We start from the raw sequence: 16,563 nt of genomic DNA on the forward strand, positions 1-16,563 counted from the left end.
CTGCCCATGGCGGCTTTGTTGGAGATGCGGGGCCAAATCCAGGCAGAAACCACCACACAGAAACCGGGGACAACAGCCCATGACCGCCGATCCGAACGATCCGCTGCCGCACCCGATGCCGATGTCGGATGTCAGGCGCGGCCCCGGCCGGACCCTGCTGCTGGGCGGGGTCTGCCTGGGTTTCGCGCTGGGCGGCTTCTTCGACGGCATCCTGCTGCACCAGATCCTGCAATGGCACCACCTGCTCTCAGGCCTCGCCGACCCGGCCTTTGCCGACATCGGGGTCCAGATCCTGGCGGATGGGCTTTTCCATGCGCTGATGTACGTGATCGCCGCGGTGGGGCTGTGGCAGCTGTGGCGCGGGCGCCGGGGGCTTGCCGAGGTCGGCGGGCGCCGGCTGATGGGCTGGGCGCTGGTCGGCTTCGGGGTCTGGCACATGCTGGACGGGCTGATGTCGCACTGGCTGCTGGGCCTTCACCGCATCCGCATGGACGTGGAGAACAAGCTGTTCTGGGACCTGCTGTGGTTCTTCGCCTTCGGCGTCGCCGTGGCTGCCGCCGGCTGGTGGCTGGCGCAGTCCGGCAGCGGACATTCCGGCGGCGGAGGCTTGCGCCGCACCGCCGCACCGCTCCTGCTGGCGCTGACGGCCGGAGTCGCCGGGGCGGTCGCCGCCCTGCCGCCGCCGGGGGGCACCGCCACGCTGGTGCTGTTCCGCTCCGGCACAACACCGGTCGAGGCGCTCACCGCCCTGGCCGCCGTGGATGGCCGCACGGTGTGGAGCGACCCCAGCGGGCAGCTCTGGGCCATCGACCTGCCGGAGGGCGGCAGTGCGCTCGGCCTTTACCGCAAGGGCGCGCTGCTGGTCAGCAACGGGGGGATCCCCGCCGGGTGCCTGGACTGGTTCAGGCCGGCACCCCGCCCGACCGCCCGCCCGACCGCTTCGGCCGCGCTCTGACCGGCTTCCTGGGGGTGGGCCGGTTGGCGGGCCGCTGAGTCGCCTGGGCAGCCCGTCCGGCCAGCACCGCCTTGCGGACGGTCTGCATCGCCGCCGCCTCGATCTGGCCGATGCGCTGGCGCGACAGGTTGAAGCGCCGGCTGAGTTCGTCGGCGGTCACCGGTTCATCCAGCAGGCGGCGCGCGATCAGGATCAGACGGTCGCGTTCGGTCAGCTTCTCCAGCCCCAGCGCGATCAGGCGCTTGTGCTGGATGCGCTCCTCCGTCTCCGCAAGCGCCGTCTCCTGGTCGGCGCGGTCGTCGGCCAGCAGGTCCTGCCACTCCATCCCGCTTTCCTCGCCCACCGTGGCGTTCAGCGAGCGGTCGGCGGTGAGGCGGCGGTTCATCTCCACCACGTCGCGTTCCGGCAGGTCGAGCTCGGTGGCGATGGCGGTCGCCGCCTCGGGCGACAGGTCGCCGCTGTCCAGCTCCTTCAGCTTGGCCTTCAGGTGGCGCAGGCCGAAGAACAGGGTGCGGTGCGCGGTGGTGGTGCCGATCTTCACCAGCGACCAGTTCTGCAGGACATGGTCCTGGATCGCCGCGCGGATCCACCAGTGCGCATAGGTGGAGAAGCGGAAGCCCTTGTCGGGATCGAACTTCCGCGCGGCGCGCATCAGCCCGATGTTGCCCTCCGCCACCAGATCGGCCAGCGGCAGCCCATAGCGCCGGAATCGCTTGGCGACGCCGACGACCAGACGCAGGTGTCCGCCGATCAGCCGGTCCAGCGCCTCGGCATCGTCATGGTCGCGCCAGCGGCGGGCAAGCTCCCGCTCCTCCTCGGCGGTGAGGATCTCGTAGCGGCGCATGTCTTTGAGGAAGAGGGTCAGCGGTTCGGCCGACCGGGTTTCGGGAAGCGGTTGATTCCTGTTCGGCATGGAAAACTCCCTGCCCCGACCGCCCATCGCTCTGCAAGGCCGCCGCCCGCCCTCCCGGTCAGCCGCAGACCGGGCAGGGTACGGGTCGGTCGGCGTCTGGCCCGGAGCCGGCCGCCGTCGCGCCGATGCGCGGGGGGAGCGTCGCACCAAGGACGCCAAATTCAAGGATGTCGGGGACCATGCTGATGTGGGATCTTATGCATGCCAATCAAGGTCCCCGCGGGTCAATCGTCGCCCATGCCCCCCTCCGTCGCCGGGCGCACGCGCGCCTCGGCCGGGCGGCGGCGCAGCCGTTCGGTCAGGCGCTGGAAGGCGACGAACAGCACCGGCACGAAGATGATGCCGATCACCGTCGCCGCCACCATGCCGCCGAACACGGTGGTGCCGATCGACCGCCGGCTGGCCGCTCCGGCGCCGGTGGCGACCAGCAGCGGGACCGTGCCCAGGATGAAGGCCAGCGCGGTCATCAGCACGGCGCGGAAGCGCTGGCGGGCGCCGGCCACCGCGGCATCGACGATGGACCGGCCGTCGGCCCGCTGCTCGCGCGCGAACTCGACGATCAGGATGGCGTTCTTCGCCGCCAGACCGACCAGCAGAACCAGCCCGATCTGCGCATAGATGTCGTTCGGGAGCCCGGCAACCCACAGCCCGGCGCCGGCCCCCAGCACGGCGACCGCCACCGACAGCAGCACCGCCAGCGGCACCAGCCAGTCCTCGTACTGCGCCACCAGGAACAGGTAGCCGAACAGCAGGGCCAGCCCGAACACCATCAGGCCCTGGTTGCCGACCTGGCTCTCCTGATAGGACAGGCCGGTCCATTCTGTGGCGTAGCCCTGCGGCAGGGTGTTCTGCGCCACCGCCTGCATCCCGGTCAGCGCCTGCCCGGTGCTGATCCCGGCCGCCGGCTGGCCGTTGACCGAGGCGGACATGTCCTGGTTGTAGCGGGTGATGCTGTCGGGAGCGAGGGTGGTGCGCACCGACACGAGGCTGCGCAGCGGGACCATGTCGCCGGTCTGGCTGCGGACATAGAGCTGGTCGATCTCCCTCACCTGATCGCGATAGCCGGCGGCGTCCTGCACCTTCACCTGAAAGACACGGCCGTACAGGTTGAAATCATTGACGTAGCTGGCGCCGAGATGCGCCTGCAACGTCGTGAAGATGTCGGCCGGCGAGACCCCCAGCAGCGAGGCGCGGGTGCGGTCCACGTCCAGATACAGGTGCGGCACCTCCGCACTGTAGGTGCTGAAAACCGCCTGCAGGTTCGGGTCCTGGTTGGCGGCCACCAGCAGGCCGCGCAGCACCGCACCCAGTTCCTGCGGGGTCTGGCCGCCGGTGGCGAGCACGCGCAGGTCGAAGCCGCCGGTGGCGCCCAGCCCGGGGATGGAGGGCGGGTTGAAGGCGGTCACCGTCGCCTGCGGCATCGCGCCGAAGCGCGGGCGCAAACTGCCGAGGAGGGCGTCGACGGTCTGGTCGCTCCCCCGCTCCTCCCAGGGCTTCAGCGCGACGATGACGAGACCGACGTTGGAGCCCTGGCCGCTGAGGATGCTGAAGCCGGAAATGGCGATGACGTCGGCGACGCCCGGCTCCTGCCTGATGGTTTCGCTGATGCTGTCCATCACGGTCTGGGTGCGGGTGACCGATGCGGCGCTGGGAAGCTGGACGTTGACGAAGAAATAGCCCTGGTCCTCCGCCGGCAGGAAGGCGGTGGGCAAGGCCCGCAGCAGGGCGAAGGCGCCGGCGGTGATCGCCACGAACAGCAGCAGCCCGACGATCAGCCGCCGCCCCAGCCCATGGACCAGCCGGCCATAGCCGTCGCGCACCCGGTCCAGCCCGCGGTTGAAGGCCGCCAGCGGCCGCCAGGGTGCCGTCGGCGGACGCAGCAGCAGACCGCACAGCGCCGGGCTGAGCGTGAGCGAATTGATGCCGGAGATGATGAAGGAAGCCGCGATGGTGACGGCGAACTGGCGGTAGAGCTGCCCTGTGATGCCCGGCAGGAAGGCCACCGGCACAAACACCGCCGCCAGAACCAGGGTTGAGGAGACGATGGCGCCGCTGACCTGCCCCATCGCCCTGCCCGCCGCCTCCCTTGCGGAAAGCTCGGGATGCTCCTCCATCACGCGGCGCACATTCTCCACCACGACGATGGCGTCGTCGACGACGAGGCCGATGGCGAGGATCAGCGCGAACAGCGTGATGGTGTTGGCGCTGTAGCCCATGACCAGCAGCACGGCGAAGACGCCGATGATCGACACCGGGATCGCCAGCGTCGGGATCAGCGTCGCCCGCCAGTCCTGCAGGAAGACGTAGATGACCACCACCACCAGCAGGAAGGTGATGCCCAGCGTCAGCACGATCTCCTCGATGGTGGCGTTGACGAAGTTGGTGGTGTTGAAGACGACCGCGTAGTCCAGCCCCTCGGGGAAGCGCTGCGACAGGCGCTGCAGTTCCGCCTGTACCGAGTTGGCGACGTCCAGCGCGTTGGCGCCCGGCGACTGGTAGACGACCAGCGTCGCCGCGGGTGCGCCGTTCAGCTTGGACGAGGAGGTGTAGGACTGCGCCCCCAGTTCGACCCGCGCCACGTCGCCGAGGCGGACGACGCCGCCATTCTCGTTGCTTCGGATGATGATATCGGCAAATTCCTGCGGGTCGTTCAGACGGCCGCGGGCGATGATGGTCAGCTGTTGCTGCTGGTCGCCGCCGATGGGCGGGGCGCCGATCTGGCCGGCGGGCGCCTGGACATTCTGATTCCGGATGGCGCCGATCACGTCCGACGCGGTGATGCCAAGCGCCGTCATGCGGTCCGGATTCATCCAGATGCGCATGCTGTAGTCCAGCGCGCCCAGCACCTGCGCGTCACCGACACCGGGGACGCGGGCAATGGAATCGCGCAGGTTCAGGCTGGCATAGTTGGAGATGAAGATCGGGTCGAATTTTCCGCCGGGCGAATAGACGTTCACCGCCATCAGCATGTTGGACGACTGCCGGCGCACGGTGACGCCCTGGCGCGTCACGTCCGACGGCAGGCTGGCTGTCGCCAGCGACATGCGGTTCTGCACGTTGACCGCGGCGATGTCGGGATCGGTGCCGGGGGCGAAGGTGATGGTCAGCGAATAGCTGCCGGTGTCGGTGCTGGTGGAGGACATGTAGAGCATGCCCTCCACGCCGTTCACCTGCGATTCGATGGGGGCGGCGACGCTGTCGGCCACCACCTGGGCATTGGCGCCGGGATATGTCGCCGACACCTGGACGGTGGGCGGGGTGATCGACGGATACTGCGCGACCGGGATTGCGGTCAGCGCCAGGAAGCCGGCGATCAGGGTGACGACCGCGATGACGATCGCCAGATTCGGGCGGCGGATGAAGAGCGCGGAGAACATCGCCTCACTCCTTCGCCGCACCGGAGCCGGAGCCGGCACCGTTCGCCGGAGCGGCACCGCTGCTGCCGGCCGCACCCGCGGGAGACGGGGAAGCGCCCGCCTGAGTGCGGTCTGCCATCTGCTCCGCCGGGGTGGGCTGCACGACCATGCCCGGACGCACCTTCTGCGCGCCGCCGACCACCACGGTCTCGCCGGCGGTCAGGCCCTTTTCCACCACCAGCGACTGGTCGACCTGCGCCCCGGTCTCCACCGGGCGGCGCTGCACCCTGTTCTGGTCGTCGAGCACCAGGACGTAGCTGCCCTGCTGGTCCTGCTGGATGGAGGCGACGGGCACCACCGGGCGCTGTACCGTCTGGTCGCGGCGGAGCTGCACGGTCACATACTGGCCCGGCAGGAGAAGGCGCTGCGGGTTGGCGAAGGTCGCGCGGATGCTGACGGTGCCGGTCTGCGGATCGACGCGGTTGTTGGCGAACTCGATCTGGCCCTGTTCGGCATACTCGCTGCCGTCGGGCAGGATCAGCGTCGGCACGTATTTCTCCGCCGCCTGGGCCGGCCGGCTCACGTCGAACCGCCGCTGGAAGGCCAGCATGTCGCGGTCGGCGACTGAGAAGACGACGCGGATGGGGTCGAGCTGCACCACCGTCGCCAGCACGCCGGTGGCCGGGTTGACGAGGTTGCCCTGGGTCACCGCCGTGGCGCCGATGCGGCCGTCCACCGGGCTGGCGATGCGGGTGTAGCCGAGATTGATCTCCGCCGTGCGGACCTGCGCCCGGTTCATCATCACGTCGGCCTGGGCGGCGTCGCGGTCGGCCAGCGCCTGATCCAGCTGCGCCTGCGAGACGTTGCCGCGCTGCCGCAACTCCTCGGCACGGTTGTAGGCGCGCTCCGCCTCGCGCAGCCTGGCCTCGGCACTGGCGAGCGAGGCCTCGGCGCTGTCCAACGCCGCCTGATAGGGCGCCGGCTCGATCACATAGAGCAGGTCGCCCTCATGGACCTCCTGCCCCTCCTGGAAGGCGACCTGCTCCACGGTGCCTTCGATCCGCGGCCTCGCGTCGAAGGAGCGGATGGCCTCGATCCGGCCGATGAACTCCGTCGCCGGGGCCACGTCGCGGTTCTGCACCGGCACGGTGGTCACCGCAGGCGGCGGCGCAGTCTGGCCGGCCCCCGGCTGACCCTGCCCCCTCGCGGTTCCGGCGGCGAACAACCCTGCGAGCACGGCCGCGCAGAGGGCGGGAAGGACGCGGGCGCGGCAGGGATGGGCGGCGGGCATCACAGTCTCCGGCAAGTTTTCCGACTGGCCCCTATCCGAGTGGATGTCCGATCGGCCATGCGCGAACAACATCCCAGCGGGCGTTCTGCTCCCTGCCTTTACGGTCAAACGGACTGAAACGTCGCTTTATCGGGAACATCCCGCCGCCCCGGTCATTGGACAGGACGGAGAGATCCCGGATTTCGCGAGGCCACGCCATGCCGACAGACGCCCTTCCCTTCGTCCCCTACTGCGGCGCGCCACCGGTGCCGGGTGACTTGTCGACGGCCTGGAACACCGATCCATGGCTGTTGGCCGCCTTCGTCCTGGCAGCGGCCGGGCTGGCGACGGTGACGCGCCGGACGCGGACGGCGGAAGGCGCTTCAGGGTACAGGCCCTGGTGCCTCGCCGCCGGCTGGCTGGTCCTGGGCATCGCCTTCGTCTCTCCGCTGTGCAACCTCACCTCCGCCCTGTTCTCCGCCCGCGTCGCCCAGCATCTGCTGACCGTGCAGGTCGCGGCCCCGCTGTTCGTGCTCGGCTGGCCGGCGGGAGCGGTGCGCTGGCCGGGCTGGCTTCGGACGGCCGTGAGGCCGCTGGAGCGGCCGGAGCTGGCCTGGGGCCTGTTCGGCATCACGCTGTGGGTCTGGCACCTGCCGGGGCCCTACATGGCGGCGCTGGCGAACAACGCCGTGCTGTGGTCGATGCACGGCACGCTGTTCGCCGGAGCGGTGGCGGCGTGGCGGAGCGTGCTGGCACCGGCCGGGAACGCCATACGCCTGCGCGGGCTGCTGGCGGCCTTCGGCACCTCGGTCCATCTGGCGATGCTGGCGGGCCTGCTGATCTTCGCCGGGACGCCGCTGTTCCCCTACCACCTGACCACCACCGCGGCCTGGGGCCTGTCGCCGCTGGCCGACCAGCAGCTCGGCGGGCTGATCATGGGGGTCGTCGGGTCGCTGGCCTATGTGGCGCTGGTGCTGGCCGGTGCGGCGCGCTGGCTGCGGCAGAACGCCGAAGATCGGGTTTGGGACGATCGCATCGAGGACGGCCGGATCTCCGGCGGAAAGGCCGGGTGAGGGCATGCGGCGCACCCTGACGACCCTCGCCCTGGCGGCGGTGGCGGCCGGCATCGGCGGACTGCTGTTCGCGTGGTCCGGCCTCTACAGCGTCGCGGCGACCAAGGAGCACTGGCCCCCCGTCGAGATGTTCTTCGAGATGGCGTTGCGCAGTTCGGTCGAGACGCATGCCGCCTTCGTCGAGGATCCGCCCGACCTGGACGACCCGGCGCTGATCCGCCGCGGCGCCGGCCATTACGAAAACGGCTGTGCACCCTGCCACGGTGCGCCCGACGCGACGCGCAACCCGATCTCCCGCCACATGATGCCGGAGCCGCCCTATCTGCCAAGCCAGCTGGCGGACTGGAAGCCGCAGGAGCTGTACTGGATCACCCTGAACGGCATCAAATATGCCGGCATGCCGGCCTGGCCGGCACAGCAGCGCGAGGACGAACCCTGGGCGGTTGCCGCCTTTCTCCTGCGGCTAAAAGGGATGAGCGCGGAAGAATACCGCAGCCTCGCTTTCGGCGGGACCCAGCCGGATGGACGTGCCCGCATCGCCGATCTGACCGGCCCCGTCAGCGGCCCGGAAACCGGCCGGCTGGGCGAGACCCTGCAGGACTGCGCCCGCTGCCACGGCCGGGACGGCAACGGCGGGGCCGACGGCGCCTTCCCGCGGCTCGCCGGGCAGTCGGCGGATTATCTGTACGAGACCTTGCGCGCCTATGCCCAGGGCAACCGGTTCAGCGGCATCATGCAGCCGGTCGCCGCCGGTCTGGACGAGGAGGCGATCCGTGGGCTGGCCGATCATTTCGCCGCGCAAAAGCCTGCAACGCCAAGCTTTGCAGCCGCGGAACCGGATCCGAGGCTGCTGGAGCTCGGCCAGCGGATCGCCGAGTCAGGCGATCCGGGACGAGGCGTCGCCGCCTGCTCCGGCTGTCACGAAAAGCCGGGCGACGGTCGCCATGCCCGCGACCCGCGCTATCCCACGCTGGACGGCCTGCATGCTTCCTACATCGCCGGGCAGCTGCGGCTGTGGCGCGACGGGGCGCGCGGCAACACGGCGCTGTCCCGAATCATGGAGGCCGCGGTCCGCCGAATGACCGACGAACAGATCGATGCAGCAGCCGAGTATTACTCCCGCCGCGCTCACGGTGACGCCATGGTGAAGGGCGATGACGGAAAATCCTGAGACGACGTCAGGGAACAAGAAGGCCCGCTGCTGATTGTTCATCACATGACCCAGCTGTCGCTTGCCGTGCGGCAGGACAGTACAGGCCGCACCGGGCGGCGGGTCGCCAACATCGAAGCGTAATCGAGAAGGATGGCAACCATGCGTGGGATTTCGAAGATCGTCATGACCGCGACGGCAGCCGGCGCCCTGTTCGCGCTCAGCGCCTGCGGCAGCACCGACACTTCGCGGACGGCAACCGGCGCGGGCAGCGGTGCCGTGGCCGGCGCCGTGGTCGGCGGACCGGTCGGTGCGGTGGTCGGTGGCGTCGGCGGCGCCGTCGCCGGCAACACCATGGACGAGAGCCTGAGCAAGAAGACCGACCGCGTGACCGACCGCGCGACCGCCGAGGTCCGGGAAGAGACGTCGGGCAGCGGTTCCGACCGGTCGTCGGCCCGCCGCACCGGCGGCATGTCCTCCAGCGGCCTCAGCAGCGAGCAGGTGCGCGAACTCCAGCAGGCGCTGAACGACCGCACCGATGGCCGCGACATCGCCGTGGACGGCATGTGGGGCACCAATACCCGCCGCGCCCTGATACAGTTCCAGCGCGAGAACGGCCTGCGCGCCACCGGCCGCGCCGACGAGCAGACCATGGCCGCGCTGAACCTGAGCGGCAACACCGGCACCAACAACACCGGCACCGCCGGCAGCACGAACACCACCGGCAACACCGGCTCCGGCTCGACCGGGAACGCCAACACGGGCACGGGCAACACCGGCACTGGTAACACCGGCACCATGCCGAGCGATACTCCGCAGAACCAGAACACCCCGCAGGACTCCATGGGCCAGACCGGCACCCAGCAGTAACCCGACTCTCCGAGTACCGCATCGCCGGTTTCGAGGCATCCGCGGCGGCCACTCCGGCCGCTGCATGTGCTTCGGAACCGGCGAAGTCGTTTTCGGGGGTTCGCCGTCACCCGCAGGCCGGCACCAGCAGCGCCGGCAGGCCGACCCACAGGATGGCGACCAGCGCCGCGCCCGCCCCGGCGACCACGAACCAGCGGGCGAAGCGGCGCGGGTCGGCGGAGGCGACATGGCCGGCCGGACCGCCCCCGCGCAGCGCCATCACCAGCAGCACCGCCACCCAGGCCAAGGCGAGGACCGTCGCTGCGGCGACCAGGGCCACCGAAAGCGGATAGCCGAACAGCATCGCCCCCTCCGGCGCCCGCGCGCAGACCGCGCCGTTGATGGCATAGACCAGGCCGAAATGCCCAGCCCAGATCAGGAAGGGCGCCAGCATCGCGCCGAAGGTAACGGGAAAGCTGCGGCCCGACATGACGCCCCCTCTCAGATCGCCAGACGGGGGAACAGGTGCAGGAGCAGCAGAGCGATCGATCCCTGCGCCGCGCTGTACCACCCCATCAGCATGGTGTTGTCGAAGGTCACCCGCCGCTCCGCATGCAGAAGCCCGGCGGCCGAGCGCGCCAGCGTGTAGGCCAGCATCAGCGTCATCACCGCCACATGGAAGGCCTGCCATGCCACCAGCATGTAGGCGATGGCACCATAGGCGCTGGCCGCACCGACGAGGCCGGTTCCGATCTGGGCGTTGGCGTCCAGCAGAATGCCGCCGACCATCGCCGCCCAGGCGACGATCAGGCCGATGCGGACGCGGCCGTGCCGGTTGTGGTCGACCGCCCTCCGCGCCCAGCCGATGGCCAGCGCCGACAGCCCCCACAGCGCCAGCCCGCCCGCCAGCCAGGGCAGTCCCGGCAGCCCGTCGCCACCCGCGGGCCAGACGTCGGGGCTGACCGTCCACAGGAACAGATAGGTGAAGATCAGGCAGGCGAAAGCGGTGCCGTCCACCAGCAGGAGGACCATCACGCCCCACCAGGAATGGTTCTTCGGCCCCTGGATGTAGACCGGCACGTGCCAGCCGCCGCCGACATCCTGCGGCGGGTGGTCGGCGCCGGTGTCGAGGCCCCAAAGCCACCAGATCACCATGGCGATGGCCAGCACCGCCGGTACCAGCGAGGGATAATACCACTGCACGGTCAGGCACATGAAATGCAGCGCGGTGAACAGCCCGGCCAGGAACGGCCCCCAATGCGGCCCCGGCAGCGGCATGAGGTATTGCGGCTTGGCCTCGATCGGGCTGGTGACGATGGTCTCGCGCCGGCCGGTCGGGGCGCCGGGCAGGAAATGGGCGCCCTCGCGCACCTCGCGCGGCAGGTCCGGCTGCTCCCACAGGGGATAGAGGCCGGTGACGTGAGGGATGCTGCGGGTGGAGTAGAGCTCGTTCGGCAGCCATTCCAGCGTCCCGGCGTTCCACGGGTTGTCGGGCGCCTTCTTCCCGCCGCCGAAGGCGCTGCGCGCCATGTCGACCAGCACCAGCAGCACGCCCAAGGCCAGCACGAAGGAACCGACCGTGGAGATCATGTTCAGCAGGTTCCAGCCGAGGTCGCCGGGATAGGTGTAGACCCGGCGGGGCATGCCCAAGAGGCCGCTGATGTGCATGGGGAAGAAGGCGACGTTGAAGCCGATGAACATCAGCCAGAAGGCCCAGCGCCCCAGCTTCTCCGACAGCAGCCGGCCGTTCAGCGTCGGCCACCAGTGGTACAGCCCGGCGAAGACCGGGAACACCATGCCGCCGATCAGCACGTAATGCAGGTGGGCGACGATGAAATAGCTGTCATGGGCCTGCCAGTCGAAGGGCACAACCGCCACCATCACCCCGGTCAGCCCGCCCAGCACGAAGATGAACAGGAAGCCGAACAGGAAATGGGTGGCGACCGTCCATTGCACCCGCCCCGCCCCCAGCGTGGCGATCCAGGCGAACACCTGGATGCCGCTGGGCACCGCCACCGCCATGCTGGCGGCGGAGAAGAAGCTGAGCGACAGCGACGGGATGCCGGTGGCGAACATGTGGTGGACCCACAGTCCGAAGCTGAAGAACCCGGTGCCGATCAGCGCCAACACCACCCAGTCGTGCCCCACCAGCGGCCGGCGGGCCAGCGTCGGCACCATCATCGACACCAGCCCGGCCGCCGGCAGGAAGATGATGTAGACCTCCGGATGGCCGAAGAACCAGAACAGATGCTGCCACAGCAGCGGGTCGCCGCCGCGCTCGGCGATGAAGAAGGGCCAGTGGAAGGCGCGCTCGATCTCCAGCAGGGCGGTGGCGACGATGACGGCGGGAAAGGCGAAGATGATCATCCCCGCCATGACCAGCATCGACCAGGCATAGATCGGCAGCTTGTCCAGCGTCATGCCCGGCGGACGGGTGCGCAGGATGCCGATCACGATCTCGATGGCCCCGGCGATGGCCGAAATCTCGATGAAGCCGATGCCGAGCAGCCAGAAATCGGTGTTGATGCCGGGCGAATGCTCGTAGCTGGTCAGCGGCGGATACATGAACCAGCCGCCGTCGGGCGCCGCGTCGAAGATCAGCGAGCAGAAGAAGAAGATGCCGCCGAAGAAATAGGCCCAGAAGGCGAAGGCCGACAACCGGGGAAACGGCAGGTCGCGCGCCGACAGCATGGAGGGAAGCAGAAAGACGCCGATGGCCTCGACGATCGGCACGGCGAACAGGAACATCATCCCGGTGCCGTGCACCGTGAAGAACTGGTTGTAGGTGCCATGGTCGAGCAGGTCGTTCCCCGGCACGGCCAGCTGCAACCGCATCGCCAGCGCCAGCATCCCGGCGATCAGGAAGAACAGCAGCGCCGTGCCGATATACCAGACGCCGACCTGGCTGTTGTTCACCGCCGTCAGGCGCGCGATGCCCGGCGGCAGCCGCCAGACGCGGCGAAGCGCGTCCTCCTCCCCCGGCGGACGGGGAACCGGGCTGGGAGTCGTCCGGCCGCCGGGGAACTCGTCGCGGGGCTCGTCGGTGCGCAGCGTCATTTCAGGCTCTCCAGCCAGGCGGCCATGGCATGCAGGGTCTCGCCGTCGGTCACGTCGAAGGACGGCATGCGGTTCTCGGGCTTGATGTGCTGGGCGCCGGCGATCCAGGCGGCGATGGTCTCCACCCGCGTCGGCAGCGTGCCGGCGGCAAGCGAGGTACGTGCGCCGATGCGGCTGAGGTCCGGACCGACCAGCCCGTCCGCCACCGTGCCGCGCACCGCGTGGCAGGATTGGCAGCCGAGCGCGAAGAAGGCATCGCGGCCGCGCGCCAGTTCCGGCGTCGGCGGTTCCGGCACCGGGCGGCGCTGCGCCGCCATCCAGGCGTCGAACTCGTCCGCCGGCAGCACCCGGACGTCGAAGGCCATCAGGGCATGCTGCGCCCCGCAATATTCGGCGCATTGGCCGCGGTAGAGCCCCGGCCGCTGCGCCACCAGCGGCAGGCGGTTCACATGGCCGGGGATCATGTCGATCTTGCCGGCGAGGCTGGGCACCCAGAAGCTGTGGATGACGTCGGCGCTGGCGACCCGCAGCTCCACCGGCCGGCCGGCCGGCAGCACGATCTCGTTGGCGCCGCGCAACGGCTCCTGCCCCGGCACGAGATAGCGGACGTCCCACCACCACATCAGCCCGGTGACCTCCACCACGAAGGCAGGCTCCGGCGCCAGCGTCGCCAGTCGGCGGGCCAAGGCGAATTCATGCAGCTGGAGCGCGGTCAGCGTGACCACCGGGAACAGGATGCCGCCGCCGATCACCCAGGCGCGGCGGCCGGGAAAGCGCTCCGGCCGGACGAAGGCGGCATAGAGCGCCAGCGCCATCACCACCAGGAAGATCACGGCCCCGCCGATGAACAGGATCCAGCTGGTGACCAGGATCTCCTGCGCGCTGACCCCGGCCGCATCCAGCGCCGACTGCCGCCCCTCGCACCCGGCAAGCGCCAGAACCGCCGCCGGCAGGACCGGCCGCAGAGGATTTCGCGCTGTTCGCCGGCTCGGCCCGTCCATGCCACCTCCTCCCCCATTCTTCGAAAACAGCGCCTTGCTTTCGTGGTCGGCAAAAGCCCCTCTCCCCCCGCGGGAGAGGGGTTGGGGTGAGGGGGCGCGAACCCGATTTCCGCCGACCTGCCGGCCGGCCGCACCCCTCATCCCAACCCGCGGGTCGGCAAAACGCCGTTGGCGTTTGGCCGATCCCGCCCCGCAAGGGGAGAAGGGCATTCGACACGGAACATCGCCGCTCCGAACCGAAATGCGATTAGCCCCGCGCCCCATGGTCCCACCAGGGTCAACACAGCAGAGGCTCAGCGGTTTCCTCGGCACCCTCATCTTCCTTCGGAGAGCGCGGAAACCTATGCGTGGCCTTGAGTGTTGACCCTGGGAAGCGGGCTGCGACGACCGCGCGGCCGGGTTGGGGAGACGATGCATGACCGCCGATACCGGCCGGCCCGCCTACGAGGACAACCGGTCCTTTCTGGTGGGGTTGGCGCGCGCCTTCGCCGGGGCGCTGATCTTCTCGCTGCCGATGCTGATGACGATGGAAATGTGGTGGATCGGCTTCACCATGACGCCCTGGCGGCTGGTGCTGCTGCTGGTCCTGCTGATCCCGCTGCTGGTCGGCCTGTCGGTGGTCAGCGGCTTCAAGACCAACGCCAGCCTGCGCGACGACATCGCCGACGCCTTCGTCGCCATCGCGGTGGCGGTGGTGATGTCGGCGGTCATCCTCGGCATCTTCAAGGTGCTGTCCTTCGACATGCCCGCGCGCGAGGTGATCGGCAAGATCGCGCTGCAGAGCTTCCCCGCCGCCATCGGCGCCATGCTGGCCCGCGACCAGCTGGGCGAGAAGTCGGCCGAGAGCATGCAGCGCCAGGACTCCATGACCTACGGGCAGGAGCTGTTCCTGATGGCGGTCGGCGCGCTTTTCCTCGGCCTCAACGTCGCTCCGACGGAGGAGATGGTCCTGCTGTCCTACATGATGGATCCGTGGCGGGAGATCGCGCTTCTGCTGCTGTCGCTCGTGCTGATGCACGCCTTCGTCTATGCGGTGGAACTGCCCGGCGGGTCGAAGCCGCCCGGCGGCGTGGGATTCTGGAGCCTGTTCCTGCGCTTCACCGTCGTCGGCTACGTCATCGTGCTGGCGATCTGCCTCTATCTGCTGTGGACCTTCGGCCGGACCGACGGCACGGGGCTGGCCGAGATCATCAGCGCCACCGTCGTCCTGGGCTTCCCCTGCGCCATCGGCGCGGCCGCCGCCCGCCTGATCCTGTGACCGGAAGGGAGGCAACCCCATGACCACGCAAGACGCACAGCCATCCCCGCACATGGACGGCGCTGCGAAGCTCCGGGACGGCAGCGAGCGGGCATCGCCAACCTCCCCCCTGGAATGGGTGGCGGCGGGGATCGGCGCCCTGCTGATCGCCGCGATGATCGCCTACATGGTGCAGTACGGCCTGCGCGAGCGCGGCGAGGTGCCCGGCCGGATCGACATCGCCGTGGTGGAGACCCAGGCCGGCGGCCATGGCCATACCGTTCGCTTCCAGATCCGCAACCGCACCACCGCCACCGCCGCCACCCTGCGCGTGCGCGGAGAGCTGCGGTCCGGCGACCGCGTCGTCGAGGCGGCGGAGGCGGAGTTCGACTATCTCCCGCCCTACTCCGAACGCTTCGGCGGCCTGATCTTCCAGCAGGACCCCGCTCGCTTCGAGCTGCGCATCGCCCCCACCGGCTACAGCGAACCGTAGCAAGCGCCGCTCCACCCAGCCATGTCCCTCCGGATGATCGACAGCGGCGCGCGTCATGGTTAAATAGCGCCTCTTCAACCAGCCGCACCGCCCGAGTTCGGGCGTGGTGCCGACGCAGGGCGGGACAGGACGGCCATGGACAAGCTTCACGCGATGCGCGTCTTCGTTCGGGTTGTGGAGGTCAACAGCTTCACCAAGGCGGCCGACACGCTGGGGCTGCCGCGGGCCTCCGTCACCACCACCATCCAGAATCTGGAGGCGTCGCTGGGCGTCCGGCTTCTGCAGCGGACCACGCGCAAGCTGAACCTGACGCTCGACGGCGCCGCCTATCTGGAGGGCGCCACCCGCATCCTGCAGGAGTTGGAGGAGGTCGAATCCTCCTTCACCAGCGCGCGCAAGACGCCGCGCGGCCGGCTGCGCGTGGACATGCCGGGCTCCATCGGCCGGCTGGTCATCATCCCGGCGATCCACGAATTCCACAGCGCCTATCCCGACATCGAACTGATGCTGGGGCTCAGCGACCGGCCCATCGACCTGATCCAGGAGGGGGTGGACTGCGTCCTGCGCGTCGGCGAGCTTCAGGATTCCAGCCTGATCGCCCGGCGGGTCGGCGCCTTCCGCTCGGTGACCTGCGCCAGCCCGTCCTACCTCGCCGCCCACGGCACGCCGAAGACGCTGGAGGAACTGCAAAGCCACGTCGCCGTCAAATACTTCACCCGCACCGGCAAGGTCCATGAGCCGAGTTTCGAGCGCGACGGGGTGGAACGCGAGGTGAAGATGGCCGGCACTGTCTCGGTGAACGATGCCGATGCCTACGTCACCTGCGGGGTGGAAGGGCTGGGCATCATCCAGCCCGCCCGCTTCATGGCCCTGCCCCACCTAAGCAGCGGCGCGCTGGTGGAAATCCTGCCGGATTGGCGCCCGGCCCTGATGCCGATCTCCGCGCTCTACCCGCAGAACCGCCATCTGTCGCCCAAGGTGCGGGTCTTCGTCGACTGGGTGGCGGAGATCTTCGAGCGCTGCCCGCTGATGCAGGGAGAGGATCTGCCGGCCGACGCCTGCCGCGGCGAGGCCCACCGGCCCAAAATGCCGGAGAAGGCACAGAAGCTGCCGGTCGCCGTCGATTCCGTCGCCATGGACCAGGAGGGCGCCTGCCTCTGCGTCGTGTAAGCCGGCCCCAACCCGTTTTTTTCATGTCACTTCAAACCC

At 69.5% G+C, this 16,563-nt stretch carries 13 protein-coding genes; 7 read left to right on the forward strand and 6 right to left on the reverse strand.

Features of this window, described 5'->3' with window-relative positions; genetic code table 11:
* Positions 1 to 79 precede the first annotated feature (79 nt).
* On the forward strand, positions 80 to 955 hold the full coding sequence (locus tag AZOLI_RS17430) for a DUF2243 domain-containing protein (protein WP_244442572.1): 876 nt from the start codon (positions 80 to 82) through the stop codon (positions 953 to 955).
* On the opposite strand, the gene AZOLI_RS17435 is transcribed toward AZOLI_RS17430, so the two are convergent.
* The 3 genes from AZOLI_RS17435 to AZOLI_RS17445 all read right to left on the reverse strand — a co-directional run bounded on the left by AZOLI_RS17435 (position 903) and on the right by AZOLI_RS17445 (position 6,515).
* On the reverse strand, positions 903 to 1,868 hold the full coding sequence (locus tag AZOLI_RS17435) for an RNA polymerase factor sigma-32 (RefSeq protein ID WP_014188478.1): 966 nt from the start codon (positions 1,866 to 1,868) through the stop codon (positions 903 to 905). The two genes, AZOLI_RS17430 and AZOLI_RS17435, sit on opposite strands and share 53 nt — an antisense overlap.
* A 224-nt stretch (positions 1,869 to 2,092) precedes the next feature.
* Positions 2,093 to 5,245 carry an efflux RND transporter permease subunit gene (locus AZOLI_RS17440; protein WP_014188479.1) on the reverse strand — a complete coding sequence of 1,051 codons (3,153 nt, stop codon included), beginning with the start codon at positions 5,243 to 5,245 and terminating at the stop codon, positions 2,093 to 2,095.
* Positions 5,246 to 5,249: 4 nt separating this feature from the next.
* Positions 5,250 to 6,515, reverse strand: a complete 1,266-nt coding sequence (locus AZOLI_RS17445; RefSeq protein ID WP_014188480.1) for an efflux RND transporter periplasmic adaptor subunit — start codon at positions 6,513 to 6,515, stop codon at positions 5,250 to 5,252.
* A 197-nt stretch (positions 6,516 to 6,712) separates the two neighbouring features.
* On the opposite strand from AZOLI_RS17445, the gene AZOLI_RS17450 reads away from it, so the two are divergent.
* The 3 genes from AZOLI_RS17450 to AZOLI_RS17460 all read left to right on the forward strand — a co-directional run bounded on the left by AZOLI_RS17450 (position 6,713) and on the right by AZOLI_RS17460 (position 9,587).
* Positions 6,713 to 7,567, forward strand: a complete 855-nt coding sequence (locus AZOLI_RS17450; RefSeq protein ID WP_014188481.1) for a cytochrome c oxidase assembly protein — start codon at positions 6,713 to 6,715, stop codon at positions 7,565 to 7,567.
* 4 nt (positions 7,568 to 7,571) lie between these two features.
* Positions 7,572 to 8,738, forward strand: a complete 1,167-nt coding sequence (locus AZOLI_RS17455) for a c-type cytochrome (RefSeq protein ID WP_014188482.1) — start codon at positions 7,572 to 7,574, stop codon at positions 8,736 to 8,738.
* A 141-nt stretch (positions 8,739 to 8,879) separates the two neighbouring features.
* Positions 8,880 to 9,587 carry a peptidoglycan-binding domain-containing protein gene (locus AZOLI_RS17460; protein WP_014188483.1) on the forward strand — a complete coding sequence of 236 codons (708 nt, stop codon included), beginning with the start codon at positions 8,880 to 8,882 and terminating at the stop codon, positions 9,585 to 9,587.
* A 106-nt stretch (positions 9,588 to 9,693) separates the two neighbouring features.
* Here AZOLI_RS17460 and AZOLI_RS17465 read toward each other — a convergent pair whose 3' ends face one another.
* Genes AZOLI_RS17465 through coxB form a run of 3 tightly spaced genes read right to left on the reverse strand, consistent with a single transcriptional unit; the run spans position 9,694 to position 13,624 of the window.
* Positions 9,694 to 10,056, reverse strand: coding sequence for a hypothetical protein (locus tag AZOLI_RS17465; RefSeq protein ID WP_014188484.1), 363 nt, complete (start codon positions 10,054 to 10,056; stop codon positions 9,694 to 9,696).
* Between the two features lie 11 nt (positions 10,057 to 10,067).
* Positions 10,068 to 12,623, reverse strand: a complete 2,556-nt coding sequence (gene ctaD, locus AZOLI_RS17470) for a cytochrome c oxidase subunit I (protein WP_014188485.1) — start codon at positions 12,621 to 12,623, stop codon at positions 10,068 to 10,070.
* On the reverse strand, positions 12,620 to 13,624 hold the full coding sequence (gene coxB, locus AZOLI_RS32985) for a cytochrome c oxidase subunit II (RefSeq protein ID WP_014188486.1): 1,005 nt from the start codon (positions 13,622 to 13,624) through the stop codon (positions 12,620 to 12,622). The genes ctaD and coxB overlap by 4 nt, the downstream gene beginning before the upstream one ends.
* A gap of 415 nt (positions 13,625 to 14,039) precedes the next feature.
* On the opposite strand from coxB, the gene AZOLI_RS17480 reads away from it, so the two are divergent.
* The 3 genes from AZOLI_RS17480 to AZOLI_RS17490 all read left to right on the forward strand — a co-directional run bounded on the left by AZOLI_RS17480 (position 14,040) and on the right by AZOLI_RS17490 (position 16,524).
* Positions 14,040 to 14,882 (forward strand): TIGR02587 family membrane protein, encoded by an 843-nt coding sequence (locus tag AZOLI_RS17480; protein WP_014188487.1) that lies wholly within the window; start codon positions 14,040 to 14,042, stop codon positions 14,880 to 14,882.
* A 19-nt stretch (positions 14,883 to 14,901) separates the two neighbouring features.
* Positions 14,902 to 15,354 carry a TIGR02588 family protein gene (locus tag AZOLI_RS17485; RefSeq protein WP_014188488.1) on the forward strand — a complete coding sequence of 151 codons (453 nt, stop codon included), beginning with the start codon at positions 14,902 to 14,904 and terminating at the stop codon, positions 15,352 to 15,354.
* 135 nt (positions 15,355 to 15,489) lie between these two features.
* A complete protein-coding gene (locus AZOLI_RS17490; RefSeq protein WP_014188489.1) occupies positions 15,490 to 16,524 on the forward strand; it encodes a LysR family transcriptional regulator in 1,035 nt (344 codons plus the stop codon).
* Positions 16,525 to 16,563: the final 39 nt, after the last annotated feature.

The organism is Azospirillum lipoferum 4B (assembly GCF_000283655.1).
GTDB classification, from domain to species: domain Bacteria; phylum Pseudomonadota; class Alphaproteobacteria; order Azospirillales; family Azospirillaceae; genus Azospirillum; species Azospirillum lipoferum_C.

Coding starts and splice junctions, on each gene's coding strand:
- AZOLI_RS17490 (WP_014188489.1), top strand. CDS start 15,490: ATGGACAAGCTTCACGCGATGCGCGTCTTCGTTCGGGTTGTGGAGGTC.
- AZOLI_RS17465 (WP_014188484.1), bottom strand. CDS start 10,056: ATGTCGGGCCGCAGCTTTCCCGTTACCTTCGGCGCGATGCTGGCGCCC.
- coxB (WP_014188486.1), bottom strand. CDS start 13,624: ATGGACGGGCCGAGCCGGCGAACAGCGCGAAATCCTCTGCGGCCGGTC.
- AZOLI_RS17450 (WP_014188481.1), top strand. CDS start 6,713: ATGCCGACAGACGCCCTTCCCTTCGTCCCCTACTGCGGCGCGCCACCG.
- AZOLI_RS17480 (WP_014188487.1), top strand. CDS start 14,040: ATGACCGCCGATACCGGCCGGCCCGCCTACGAGGACAACCGGTCCTTT.
- AZOLI_RS17440 (WP_014188479.1), bottom strand. CDS start 5,245: ATGTTCTCCGCGCTCTTCATCCGCCGCCCGAATCTGGCGATCGTCATC.
- AZOLI_RS17455 (WP_014188482.1), top strand. CDS start 7,572: ATGCGGCGCACCCTGACGACCCTCGCCCTGGCGGCGGTGGCGGCCGGC.
- AZOLI_RS17460 (WP_014188483.1), top strand. CDS start 8,880: ATGCGTGGGATTTCGAAGATCGTCATGACCGCGACGGCAGCCGGCGCC.
- AZOLI_RS17435 (WP_014188478.1), bottom strand. CDS start 1,868: ATGCCGAACAGGAATCAACCGCTTCCCGAAACCCGGTCGGCCGAACCG.
- AZOLI_RS17485 (WP_014188488.1), top strand. CDS start 14,902: ATGACCACGCAAGACGCACAGCCATCCCCGCACATGGACGGCGCTGCG.
- AZOLI_RS17445 (WP_014188480.1), bottom strand. CDS start 6,515: ATGCCCGCCGCCCATCCCTGCCGCGCCCGCGTCCTTCCCGCCCTCTGC.
- ctaD (WP_014188485.1), bottom strand. CDS start 12,623: ATGACGCTGCGCACCGACGAGCCCCGCGACGAGTTCCCCGGCGGCCGG.
- AZOLI_RS17430 (WP_244442572.1), top strand. CDS start 80: ATGACCGCCGATCCGAACGATCCGCTGCCGCACCCGATGCCGATGTCG.